Genomic DNA, 12,144 nt, shown 5'->3' on the forward strand with positions numbered 1-12,144 from the left:
CAAGGAGGACAAGGAGGACAAGGAGGACAAGGAGGACAAGGAGGACAAGGAGGACAATTCTTTCCCCGCATCTCCCCATCGGTCTAAATGAAAAAATTCTTTCCCCTTTTCCCTTTTCCCTTTCCCCTTTCCCCTTCTTTTTACTGTGGGTATTCGTGAGAAACGAAGGGGATTTCTACTATTTCACCCCCGGTTTCTCCGACTTGAACTTTCAAACCGACGCCACCAGCTTTAGTGCGGATGTAACCTAGTCCAAAGTAACCATCAGCAGTTTCAGTATAACTTGTCAATTTGCCGACTTTTTCATCCCCGACTGCGATCGCACTTCCTATTTCCGCCGGCGCGTTGAGACGAATCCCCCAAAGGTGTTGTTTTACACCTTTATATGTATTTAAACGGGCGATGGTTTCTTGTCCGATATAACAACCTTTGCTAAAGGAAATGGTATGCCATAAACCAGCTTCTAGAGGATTGTAATCATCAGTTAATTCATGTTCTGGGGCTGGGCGACCTTGTAAGATTCGCAACATATCAAAAGCGCGATCGCTCATTTCTTGCGCTCCAGCTTCGACAATTTTCTGCCATACCGTCGCCTTCTCAGAAGCTGGTAAAATCAGGGTATATCCCGGCAAAGCCAGACCACTACCCACCGCAACCCGCATCCCACCGTCAAATAGTTGATGAGTGCCGTCAGGTTGACCGATAATAGCTTCAGCACCCAACTTTTCTATAATAGTGTCGCTTTGCGAACCGATAATATTGAAGGTTGCAGTTTCATTTGTTACATCTGTTAATTGCACCTTATCGGCAAAAAAGATGTATTTATCCAGCCATTGCATGATAAATTCCCGGCGATTGGGCGAAACTAGTAACAGCACTGCATCTTCTAAAACGTAAGCTGTAACTAAGTCAATAGTCCGGGCTGTGGATGTCACCATTACAGTATCACAGCCTTGTCCTGGTTTGAGACTTTGAAAATCGTTAGTAGTTTGATTGTGTAAAAAGCGGATGCGGTCATCATCAGAAACACGGATGATTCCCCAGGAAGAGCGATCGCATACAGCGACAGAATCTTGCGCTGCTTGGATAGCTGCTGCGTCTTTGGTGTCAATTGCAGATTTGGACATGGTGATAGCAATTTTGGGTTGTAAAACCAAGTTTAAATCAACTTACAGCATGAAAATATTATCAAGTAAGGATTTGCGGTTAAGCGATCGCTTTGATCAACTGCTCAAATTACGGAAAGTAGTTGACTCAATTACACGATCAGAGAATAATTTAGCTAAATCTTGCCGCAAATTATGCCCAATATACAATTTCAGTAAAGCTTCAACAGACATATCTCGACTAGCGGCAACTTTTTTCAGAGATTGTAATGTGTCTGTTGGTATCTTTATCGATACTGTTTCTGTTGCACAAGGTCGCAAATTTAGTTCAACTTCTTCAGGATTCTTCATAATCGCCTTTAATACCCAAGTATAATTACTTACGCCAATCTTTCTGATTTTAAGTTAAGCTGTACGTGTTTTAACTACTCTTTCCCTCTAACTTTACATAATTATGTCCTCTGAAAAGTTTCAGGCAGCACACGACAGCATTTGTCATACTGGCACACGACTCTTAAACTACCTTGAGGAAATTCGCAAAGGTCGTTTCAGCGAGGGAGACGATACCAAAAGTTTACAGAGTATTGAGGATGACATAAACAAAGCTTTAAGCGCATTAAAAGAGCAGAAGTATCAAGTAGCAGTTATTGCAGCGATGAAAGCTGGCAAAAGTACCTTTTTAAATGCAGTAATTGGTGCAGATGTTCTCGCAAGTGAATCAGCAGCGTGTACAATTTGCCGTACAGATGTGCGACATATTCCAGATGGACAAGTACCCAGACTTCTGGAATATCGAGAAGGACAAAGACAAGGTTTTGTGATTGCTGAGGGTAACGCTGGAGAGATTCAACAAAAATTTTTGGTGCGTACCCGTGAGATTAGGGAAAAAGGCAATCCTGACAATACGATACGCTTTGAGATAGAACATCCTATCGAAGCTATTAGCGCACTTTCATCTCTATCTGGTTTTACCTTGGTTGACACTCCAGGTCCGAATGAATGGGAATCTGCCAAGTTTAATACAGTAGCGCTGAAACAAACTGCACTTGAAGCGCTGCGAACTTGCAATGCAATTTTGTTCGTTTTAAATTACGCTTCCTACAAAGACAATGCTATTTCAGATTTGTTTAAAGATGTGATAGAGAATCGTAAGGAAATATTAGCTGAGAATACAGGTAAGATTTACTTCATTCTTAATAAAGTCGATCAGAAGACAGAACAAGACAAAGATATTGCTGATGTCATAGAGGATTTGAAACGCGAGTTAACTAACTTTGGCTTTTCTAATCCAATTATTTACCCTGCAAGTTCTAGACAAGGACTTTTGGCAAAGCTGATTCAACAAGGAAAGGCAACTGAAAGCCAGATAAAGGATTTCAAAAAGTTTTTCAGTGCTAGATATGCTACTGAAGATGAAGAAGGCAATCAGATTATACCAGCGCCTCGGAAAATTGCACCACAAGCTTTAAAAGATAGTGGCATCCTTACAATTGAACAAACAGTTATTCAAACCATAACTCAAAATTCTGGATGGAATCTTTTGAGTGATGTTGTGGCAAAAATTGATAAGGCTGGTAAGGGAATTGAAGATACTTTAAACACACAGATAAGCGGTTGGCAGATGGGAATTGATGCCTTAAAACAAAAAGTAGAAGAATATAGGAAACGCTCTGATTATTCCAAAAGCAAAGTAGAAGCTGTAAAAAAGTCTGTCGATGAACAAAAACAGATCCTAATCAGTGGTTTTAGTCAGGCAATTAGTCAATTTGCTGAAGGAGCTAAAGCTAAGATAGAGGAGGAAATAGATTTGATAGCTGAATCTGTACCTAACAAACAAATACCGAAAGAAACTCAGAAAAAAGCTGAAATACTTATAAGAAATGTAGATATTCCTTCCAGTGAAGTAAAATTTGGATTCAGTCTACCAAGCTGGATTCCTCTTATAGGTGGTACTGCATTCACCTTTGAAACAAAGACCCCTTTGGTAGAAGCTCTAACAAAAGTTTTTCCAACATCATTGTCTAACCATAACTCTAATGAGTATAAAAGTTTAGATCCATACAAAATTAGACTTAATACGAAGGAAGAGGCTAAAAAATTTGAACGCACTATTAACGAATTTTGTGCGCCACATATTAAGACTTGGTGGCTCGATACCCAGGATAAACTTGTGAGGGACGGAACACGAATTAGAGAAGAGTTGGTACATAAAATTAAAGATGATATCCAACAGATATCAAATGAACTGTCGAACTATCTTGGAGAAGCTTTGGAAGTGGAACTCAACGTCAATCCTATTCAGTTTCCAAGTTTTGATTTTCCGGGGATTGATACACAAGTTCAATATCAGCAGCAACTTTATAAAACGAAGGAAAAACAAAATTACAGCACAGGAGAAAAACGCCGTTCGTGTGAGGATGAGCAAGATTACACCAAAAGAACCACTAAAGAGAGAGAAGTTGAGGTTGAAAAGCAGCGTTCCTTCTATGAAGTGAACTTGCGTGAAACAGTAAAGGCAATCAAAGTGAATATAGATAGTCAAGCATCAGGCAGTCGAGAACTTCTACAGCGAGTAATTGAAAAACAGGTTGCGGAAGACTTCAGAAATGCAGAGAAGCAAATCAACGACTATATTAAAAGGTTTCAAGATGATTTTGATCGCTTGCTGAAAGAACGGGAGACAAAAGAAGTTGAAGGCGATCGCATTCGGGAAATGCTGGAAATTCAAAAAGCACAATTAAATCAATACTTACATGAATTGACCACAATTAAAGCATCCTTGCATAGTTGGAAGCCAATGCAAACAATCAACTAGCCGGCTACACAACTCCCTTAACCCAGACTAGCTAAAAACACTTCCTCTTAGCCCACGAAGGTGGGCTTCGTTCGTGTAGCCCCAGAATTCCATTCTGAGGGCTATATTATTGATTAAGACTATATAGCTGTAATGGTGAAAGAAAATCATAAATTAAAATCCCATTCATCCTTAAAAATCATAGATTTATTCGCCGGATGCGGTGGTTTATCTCTCGGATTTCAAAATGCCGGATTTCAAATAGCCGCAGCCTTTGATAACTGGCAAACCGCTATCAAAGTTTATCAAAAAAACTTTGATCACGATGTCATATTATGTGATATTGCCGCTTTAGATAATTTTGAACTTATCAAAAATATTAATCCAGATATAATTATTGGCGGTCCCCCTTGTCAAGATTTTTCTAGCGCTGGCAAACGCGATGAAAACTTAGGACGAGGTGATTTAACGATAAAATTTGCGGAAATAGTCGCTAGTGTCAAACCTAAATGGTTTGTCATGGAAAATGTAGATAGATTAGCCAAAAGCGCCAAATATAAAATAGCTAGAGATATTTTTAAACAAGCTGGATACGGACTCACTGAAAAGGTATTAGATGCGAGCTTGTGTGGTGTACCGCAAAAGCGTAAAAGATTTTTTTGTTTAGGTGAATTGAACGGTGAAGATAAAGGTTTAGAATATTATTTAAATGCTAATTTAGCACCGCGACCAAAAACAATTAAAGAATACTTGGGTGATAGTTTAGGCATTCAGTATTATTATAGGCATCCGAGAAGCTATAAAAGAAGAGCAATATTTAGTATTGACGAACCAAGTCCGACTATTAGAGGTGTTAATAGACCGATTCCTAAAAATTATAAAATTCATCCTGGTGATGCTGCACCCGTAACGCCGCAATTACGACCTTTAACTACTATTGAACGCAGCTATATACAAACATTTCCACCTAATTTTATTTTTGAAAGTTGCAAAACAGACTTAGAACAAATGATCGGTAATGCAGTTCCCGTAAAATTAGCTGAGTATGTTGCTAAATGCCTTTATGAGTATATGCAAAATACTCTTTTAGTTCGTAGTGAGCGGTTTACCGCTCAAATTAAGCACTGAAGTGCTTACTACCGAGATTCCGCACCTTAACTGGCTATAAATCAGCTATTCAATAATTCCAATCAATATTTGCATTAAAACATCTAAATCATCAGGCACACGATACAAAGTAATGTCTTGAGTAATATGAAGAGGCTGTTGTTCTAATAAACCAAAACGCCAAGTATCACCTACTGTAACTGCACCATAAAGAATATCTTGTTCTTCTGCTATTGCCAAAGCGATTAACTCTGCTGATAGTTGAGTAAAACCTCTTGACAAATCGTCGTTTTTAGCCTCAATTACCAGAAAATTTTTACTTTTTTCATCTGTGTTTATATTTCGCAGTAAATAATCTAAATTACCTTTGAGTTGAGAACTTACCTGAAGAGGATATTCTAAGCGCATTTGACACTTACAAAAACGCGCTAATTCCGAAAGTACTGGTGCTACCATAATTTCTCGACGTGCAGTTTCGCTCGATAAAGTTACTAGTGGTAGCAACTCCTCAATTTGCTGACGTAATTCAGGTAAACGTTGTGGTATACGTTGAGAAGAGGGTAAGGTCATACGCATACGTGAAAAGCTATAACCTAATTCAGCTAAAATATCTTCTGTTTCATAAGGGAACTCGAAGTAAGAACGAAAAGTGTAACTCTGTCCTTCTTGCAAAATTTTTGGTTTAGACATAATATACCGTTTCTTAGTCTGCTGAGGTACAAATTTATCTGCGTCCATCTGCGTTTATCTATCTTCATCTGCGGTTAATTCTTTCTGTACCTCATGAATGTGGGAATCGCTATAAAGGTTAATTAATACTAATAAAAACATCGTAACCCTCGTAAAGACGTTCCGGCGGAACGTCTCTACAAGAGATATGTAATAAGCCTGTCATGATATTATTAATGTGGTAAATTCGCAAACAGTTGCTCAACTAACTCCTTAGTCTTCGCTTCCAACTGGAGCCAATCTACATCACCCATTTCATCAATTAAACTAGCGTCGATACTTACTGAGTTATTACCTGTACCATAGTCAAGAAAACACACTTGATAACACAGTTCCCACAAATCAACCGTCACTAGTTGATCTTGACGCTGCAAACATAGATGATATCCTGGATGGGGTGTTGGTAAATTGGCAAGAGACTGTCTGATTAAATCGCTTTGTTCCGGTGTTGCCCCTTCCATTTCTTGCAACAGTTGGGTAACGATCGCTTTAGTTTCATCACTTGTATCAGCAGTCCAAACCAATACATCTTTGTAAGTTCCTTTCCAAGCAGATTCATCGAGTTGCTTGCGAATGTTATCAACAACGCGAATGAAAGCAGGTTGCATCAGCAGTTCAGCCTGTTCCCACGTCTGTGAATTGGTTATCTTAGGTGGCATGGTAAATTCAAAGCAAGATTGAAATAAAAATTAACAACGTTTTTGTGAAAAAATTGTGTTTTCTGCCTAAATCTTTTCTCAAGATAGCGGATTTCATCAAAGAAAACTTGGAGATATTTATTACCATGCGGAAAATGGGTGTTAAAACTGGGGAGGGAATATGATCGGCAAGCTGTTAGACCATCGTTATCAAGTAGTTAGAGTTCTTGCAACGGGAGGATTTGGGGAAACATACATTGCCCAAGATACTAGACGTCCGGGCAACCCCATCTGCGTTGTCAAGCACCTCAAAGGGGCAAACTCTGATCCGAAAATTTTTGAAACTGCCAAGCGCTTGTTTCAATCAGAAGCGGAAACTTTAGAAAAACTGGGGAATCATGACCAAATACCCAGACTTTTAGCTTATTTTGACGATAATAAAGAATTCTATTTAGTCCAAGAATTTATTGAAGGACATACCCTCAGCGAAGAACTTATACCACATCAGCGTTGGAGTGAAAGCGAAGTCATTCAGATGTTGCTAGAAGTTTTGAACATCTTAGAATTTGTCCACCGCGAAGGGGTAATTCACCGCGATATCAAGCCAGATAATATTATTCGTCGTACTTGTGATAATAAGTTAGTTTTAGTAGACTTTGGAGCCGTTAAACAACTGCGATCGCCTAATCTTACTTTTGCGGGGCAAACCACCGCGACTGTAGCGATCGGCACTCCCGGTTATATGCCCACAGAACAAGGACAAGGCAAACCCCGTCCCAACAGTGATATTTACTCTTTAGGTATTATCGCCATTCAAGCGCTGACGGGAGTGGCGCCAATGGATTTTCAAGAAGACCCCGATACAGGCGAAATTGTTTGGCAGCATTTAGCACCTGTAAGTCCAGAATTGGCGGCAGTGTTAAGCAAGATGGTGCGCTATCACTTCAAAGACCGCTATAACAGCGTCATGCAAGCACTGCTGTCATTGCAATTGCTTTCTGTTGTACCCTCTAAAGCTCAAGAATACGCGAAAACTCCCAGCAGCTACCAAACAATCAAACCGACTTCTCAAATGTCTGGGCAGCAGACGATCGCTCTAGCACCAGCAAATCATGCTGCCAAATCTGCCCGTAAAGATAACAAACCTGACTTCTTGCCGTTAGTTATTGCCACATTATTGGCAGGTGGTGCAGCTGTTGTAGCTACTAATTTAGTTGGAAGTGCAAAAAATCTCGGTTTTAATTTTGCTAGTAATGGCGCAACTTCACCAAATATCTGCGAGGCTGTTGTTACAGGTAATTCTAATATTCGTTCTGAGCCGAGTGCAATTAATTCTGATACTATTGTCCAAACACTTAGCGATAACACTAGTTTTGAGGTGACTGGCAAGCGGACAAAACTCGGTTGGGTGCAAGTTAAACTTGATTCCGGAAAGTTAGCTTGGGCGAATTCTCATGTAATAGCTAATCCCGAAGAATGGGTATCTTGTTTGCGAGACAAAAGTATTGCTATTAAGACAGTAAATGATAGTGATTTAATTGCGGCTCGACCGATTCCCCAACCGATACCAAAACCAGCTGCTGTAACTTCATTGCCAAAGCTAGAAAAACCAGAATTGCTAAAGTCAGAAAAACCAGATCCATTTATTGCTGAACCATTTACTGCTGATGATAATTTAGATAAATCAAAGAATAAAGAAAACGGTTCTCAGGTTGTAGAACAAGCAAGAGAGAAGTATGATAATGGAGATTTAGGGGGAGCGATCGCACTACTCAAATCTCTGCCTGCAAACGCTTCTTCAAGTTGGAACGAAACAGCAGGAACTGTCACCCAATGGCAGCAAGATTGGGCAAAAGCGGAAGCTTTATCTAATGAAATCAATAAAGCACTTGATAACGGTCAATGGGATAAAGTTTTAGCTTATAAAGAGCATCCAGAAAAGTTGCCGAATATTCAATATTGGCGAGATAAAATAGACCCATTATTTAAGCAAGCAGCTGATAATTTAGCTAAACAAGAGTTGCCAAAAATAGCTAAACCGCATCATCTAAATCAACGCCAACATCAAGTAGAGACGTTCCGACGGAACGTCTCTACTGAAGAATCCGACAATAATATAGATAGTGAAACTACCACCGAAACTGATGAAAATGATTTTTAGGTTGGTTGTTGACGTAACAGTCAACAGTTATTCACTATCGATTATGGACTAAGATCCCGACTTCTTAGAGGATAGAGAAGAGAGAATCAGGGGTATTACTCCTTATCTGACGATTTTTCGACATTCCACACAATTGTAGAGACGTTCCGCCGGAACGTCTCTACGAGGTTTTTGAATAAAACGAGGGGTCAGACCTACCATTCGTTCTTCTGTATCCTTAGAGAAGTCGGGGATCTGAAGAGACTAACCACTATCCACCAACAAATAACAAATTTACTTTTTCGGTTGTGGAGAAATGATTTTGCGTTCTAAATCAGCCTTATAAAAGTAAACTCTATCGCAATATTGGTTTGAGCGAGAGCAAACAGCCTCTATAGCAACATTACTAGCATTGCTGACATCAAGTGATAATGAGATTGGCTGTGCTGGAATCACAGTCCGTGTTTCAGCTTGCTGACCATCTAAGTAAACCTTAATTATCACATTTGGAGTTGTTGCGTCATTGTCACGTATTCCAAATCCCAAATTGAGGGTTTGAAAAGGAGATTCTGGGCGATTATCTGGTTTAATTTTACAAGTCAACGAAGCCGAGCGGTTGCCAGCTCCTAAATAAAACTGACTTGTATAAACTCCTTTGCCTATAGAAACATCAAGATTTTGCTCGCGGTAAGTGCCAAGTCCACTACTAACACATTTAGCTCTCAAAAGTGGAACGGGACGAGGTACTGCTTGGGCAATTTTTCCCTCCATGATGAAGGTAGATAATAGCACTGCACTGGTGATAATTGAGCTAATAAACTTAGTTTTCTGCATTGGGAATGGTAACTTTAATATTTAAGCTGATAAGTAAAAGCCTCAATAATAATACCTAATTTACTGTCAAATTTTTCGTATACAGAACCAACAGAAATTATAGCGGTTCTCATTTGAATCACATACATGTTCAAAAAATAAATAGACATAGGAGACCCGGAACCCCACCCCGACAAAGCTGTGCTTTATCTCCCCTCCCCGCTTGCGGGGAGGGGTTGGGGGTGGGGTTCTTTTATTATGGGTAATTTGGCGGACATGATATAAGACGACCAGATGTGGCGAAATTTCGCGTTCCTACACCGCGTATTGCACGGGACCGAGAAGCGCTATAGTTACCAGACATAAGCCCTGGTAACTAAAAAGAGAGTTTTAATCGATTCTGACGCGGAAACGCAGGAAACCGAAGTTTCTATCAGGGGTGATAGTGCCTAAATTTACAGTCACTGCCCCCTTAGTATTTGTTTGACTCAGACATTGATTAGGCTGAGGTAACGGTTGTAAAGGTGTGAAAAATGCTCCTTGATCGTTATCTTGAGCGTTAGTTAGCAAACTATTTGTACCGGCTCGATTGACTAAAATTTCCCCAGAACTATAGCTTGTTTCCGGTGGAATTAAATCACAGAAGCTGACGTTTTGCAAGTCTTGATCGCCTTCCGCAAGATAATAAATTGTGTACTCTACTTCATCACCGCTTTGCAAGGGGGTTTCTAGTTGGGTAACGCCGAGAGGTGGGCGCCCAGCTTGCTGTAATATATTGTCGTTAGGATCATTGGGATCATCGACAAAAGTGTTGAAGTTGGCAATGTTGACAGGCTGACCATTTCTAAACACGTTGGTAATTCGTTTTACCAAACGCAGAGCAGTATTTGCCGCACCTACAGTACCACCACGGAAACCGAAGTCAATATCGGGGTTATCTTGATTGGCTTCAGTTAGGTTAGCGGTCAAAGTTGTGTTAGTGGTAGCGCTAAAACCGCCACCTGGTGTTGTTACCTCTACAGTGTAATTGCCTAGTGGTAAGCCGCTGAAAATGTAGTTACCGTTGTTATTAGTTGTAGTGGTAGCAACTATCTGATTGCTAGAGTTTCTCAGAGTTAAAGTAGCATTGGGAATTCCGGTTTCGCCTGGGTTAGCAATGCGATCGCCATTTCTGTCATTAAAGACAAAATCACCAATTGAACCCCCAGGTGGACGCAGCAAGCCAAAATCCACGTTATTTAGCGTCTGACCTGTTGAGAGATTTACATCTATTTGGGGACTAGCAGTGGTAATTTGGGGAAAGTCGAAAGGCTGGGTAACTGTAACTCTGTAAGGTCCTGGCGGCAAATTATTAAAGCTGTAATTACCGTTGCTGTTGGTGGTAGTCGTTTGCGTGGTGTTGTCAGAAGGAGTGTCTAATCTACCGTCGGGTCCGGGAAGAGTCAAGGTGAGGGGGACATTAGGAATTCCCGGTTCGCCTTGATCTTGAACACCGTTACCATTGCGATCGTTAAATACTGTATCGCCGATTGAAGCTTGTGAGGTCGGACGAAAGCCAAAATCAACTGTATTAATATTTTGATTAGCACTGAGAGCGATCGCATTCGGTTGAGTTTGAGTGGGTGTTAAACCAGGAGGATTATTTGCGGAAACTCTGTAACTACCCGCAGGTAATCCCGGAAAGCTATATCTACCATTAATATCAGTAGTAGTGGTGCGGCTGATGTCGTCTGGCGTGCCAAATTGACCATCAGGTCCCGCCCCTACTAAATTGACAGGAACGCTGCCAATTCCCGGTTCGCCTGTGTCTTGGATGCCGTTGCCGTTGGTATCATTATACACTGTATCGCCAAGTGAGCCTGTACCAGGAATAGACGCACAAATATTTAACTGGGCAAGACCGATAGTTTCATCCTGCCCAGGAGGACCAAATTCTGTTCCTGGCTCATATAAAACTTGAATTTGGGTAATTGCCCCAGCTGGCGTAACTTGAATATTGCCGGCATTTTGAGTGGTTTGGGCATTCTCGTTTATACCCTCTGCCAGAACACTATTACCTTGATTAGTGACTCTAGTATTTGTACCTAATGCCGTACCTGTCACACCAACTGGTGTAGTTCCATTAACGGCTCTGATTGTTACTCTATCTTGGAAAGTTCTTCCCACAGGGTCTCGCGCACCATCTCGGTCAATGTCTAAAAAAGTAAGCGGGGATGCCAGAGTGACTGGTTGTGCGAAGGTAATGGTGAGTGTAGCACTACTACCAACTGGTGCCGGACTGCTATCTCGATCATTGGCTGGTCTATTTAGCGAATTTCCTCCGATATTAAACCTGAGATTCGGTTCGTTAAGACCACCGTATACTTCTGATTCAATAAGTGTTTCGCCTTCGTCAATGACTCCAGGGCTGCTTTCAGAGAAGCGGAATGTGGTAGCAATGCCGCCAACGCTCAGATTTTGACTTAAAAAATCTTGGAGATTGCTGCTAGGAGTCCACTGTAAAGTTTGGGGTGATGTCCCAGCCGGACAACTTGTTTGTGCCAAAGCCTTCCCACCCAATGAAATGCTTCCTGGCAATGGATATTGTATGGGAACTTGCGGCACTGTAAACAACAGTGTCAAAAGTGTCAGTCTTAAAGGTTGAAATATTTCAGTGTGGGCGATTCTCCTCCAAAGAGGCTCCGCCAACGCTGGTAAAGGCTTAAATAAAGGTTTCATCGCAAGATCCTAAGTCAGAGTTGACGCGGGAAGGGGAATAAGAGGGGGAAAGCGGAAAGGGGAAAAAGGGAAGGGGAAAGGGGAAAGCGGAAAGGGGAA

9 protein-coding genes are annotated in these 12,144 nt (G+C 40.9%); 3 read left to right on the plus strand and 6 right to left on the minus strand.

Annotated elements, in window-relative coordinates:
* Positions 1 to 140: 140 nt before the first annotated feature.
* Together ygfZ and TOL9009_RS38995 are read right to left on the minus strand one after the other, a co-directional pair.
* Positions 141 to 1,127, minus strand: coding sequence for a CAF17-like 4Fe-4S cluster assembly/insertion protein YgfZ (gene ygfZ, locus TOL9009_RS0113045; RefSeq protein ID WP_029633203.1), 987 nt, complete (start codon positions 1,125 to 1,127; stop codon positions 141 to 143).
* A gap of 96 nt (positions 1,128 to 1,223) precedes the next feature.
* The gene (locus tag TOL9009_RS38995; RefSeq protein ID WP_038296330.1) at positions 1,224 to 1,457 is read right to left on the minus strand and encodes a hypothetical protein; all 234 of its coding nucleotides are present in this window, start codon (positions 1,455 to 1,457) and stop codon (positions 1,224 to 1,226) included.
* 103 nt (positions 1,458 to 1,560) lie between these two features.
* Here TOL9009_RS38995 and TOL9009_RS0113055 point away from each other — a divergent pair, with 103 nt between their 5' ends.
* Both TOL9009_RS0113055 and TOL9009_RS39000 read left to right on the plus strand, forming a co-directional pair.
* Entirely contained in the window at positions 1,561 to 3,921 is a 2,361-nt protein-coding gene (locus TOL9009_RS0113055) for a dynamin family protein (RefSeq protein ID WP_029633205.1), read from the plus strand.
* Positions 3,922 to 4,053: 132 nt separating this feature from the next.
* Positions 4,054 to 5,028: a DNA cytosine methyltransferase gene (locus TOL9009_RS39000; RefSeq protein WP_038296332.1), complete on the plus strand. Its 975-nt coding sequence runs from the start codon at positions 4,054 to 4,056 to the stop codon at positions 5,026 to 5,028.
* 45 nt (positions 5,029 to 5,073) lie between these two features.
* Here the strand turns inward: TOL9009_RS39000 and TOL9009_RS0113065 are convergent, their stop codons facing one another.
* The gene (locus TOL9009_RS0113065) at positions 5,074 to 5,697 is read right to left on the minus strand and encodes a hypothetical protein (protein WP_029633206.1); all 624 of its coding nucleotides are present in this window, start codon (positions 5,695 to 5,697) and stop codon (positions 5,074 to 5,076) included.
* Between the two features lie 212 nt (positions 5,698 to 5,909).
* Entirely contained in the window at positions 5,910 to 6,395 is a 486-nt protein-coding gene (locus TOL9009_RS0113070) for a hypothetical protein (RefSeq protein ID WP_029633207.1), read from the minus strand.
* A gap of 160 nt (positions 6,396 to 6,555) precedes the next feature.
* Between TOL9009_RS0113070 and TOL9009_RS0113080 the strand changes: the two genes are divergently transcribed.
* Complete coding sequence (locus tag TOL9009_RS0113080) at positions 6,556 to 8,535, plus strand: serine/threonine protein kinase (protein WP_029633208.1); 1,980 nt, start codon at positions 6,556 to 6,558, stop codon at positions 8,533 to 8,535.
* Between the two features lie 273 nt (positions 8,536 to 8,808).
* Here the strand turns inward: TOL9009_RS0113080 and TOL9009_RS0113085 are convergent, their stop codons facing one another.
* Together TOL9009_RS0113085 and TOL9009_RS42140 are read right to left on the minus strand one after the other, a co-directional pair.
* Entirely contained in the window at positions 8,809 to 9,348 is a 540-nt protein-coding gene (locus tag TOL9009_RS0113085; RefSeq protein ID WP_029633209.1) for a hypothetical protein, read from the minus strand.
* A gap of 369 nt (positions 9,349 to 9,717) precedes the next feature.
* Positions 9,718 to 12,045: an SdrD B-like domain-containing protein gene (locus tag TOL9009_RS42140; protein ID WP_051502881.1), complete on the minus strand. Its 2,328-nt coding sequence runs from the start codon at positions 12,043 to 12,045 to the stop codon at positions 9,718 to 9,720.
* Positions 12,046 to 12,144 lie beyond the last annotated feature (99 nt).

It is taken from the genome of [Scytonema hofmanni] UTEX 2349 (assembly GCF_000582685.1).
GTDB lineage: Bacteria > Cyanobacteriota > Cyanobacteriia > Cyanobacteriales > Nostocaceae > Hassallia > Hassallia hofmanni.

Excerpts from the sequence above, each read along its gene's own strand:
- ygfZ (WP_029633203.1), bottom strand. The coding sequence starts at position 1,127 with ATGTCCAAATCTGCAATTGACACCAAAGACGCAGCAGCTATCCAAGCA.
- TOL9009_RS38995 (WP_038296330.1), bottom strand. The coding sequence starts at position 1,457 with ATGAAGAATCCTGAAGAAGTTGAACTAAATTTGCGACCTTGTGCAACA.
- TOL9009_RS0113055 (WP_029633205.1), top strand. The coding sequence starts at position 1,561 with ATGTCCTCTGAAAAGTTTCAGGCAGCACACGACAGCATTTGTCATACT.
- TOL9009_RS39000 (WP_038296332.1), top strand. The coding sequence starts at position 4,054 with ATGGTGAAAGAAAATCATAAATTAAAATCCCATTCATCCTTAAAAATC.
- TOL9009_RS0113065 (WP_029633206.1), bottom strand. The coding sequence starts at position 5,697 with ATGTCTAAACCAAAAATTTTGCAAGAAGGACAGAGTTACACTTTTCGT.
- TOL9009_RS0113070 (WP_029633207.1), bottom strand. The coding sequence starts at position 6,395 with ATGCCACCTAAGATAACCAATTCACAGACGTGGGAACAGGCTGAACTG.
- TOL9009_RS0113080 (WP_029633208.1), top strand. The coding sequence starts at position 6,556 with ATGATCGGCAAGCTGTTAGACCATCGTTATCAAGTAGTTAGAGTTCTT.
- TOL9009_RS0113085 (WP_029633209.1), bottom strand. The coding sequence starts at position 9,348 with ATGCAGAAAACTAAGTTTATTAGCTCAATTATCACCAGTGCAGTGCTA.
- TOL9009_RS42140 (WP_051502881.1), bottom strand. The coding sequence starts at position 12,045 with ATGAAACCTTTATTTAAGCCTTTACCAGCGTTGGCGGAGCCTCTTTGG.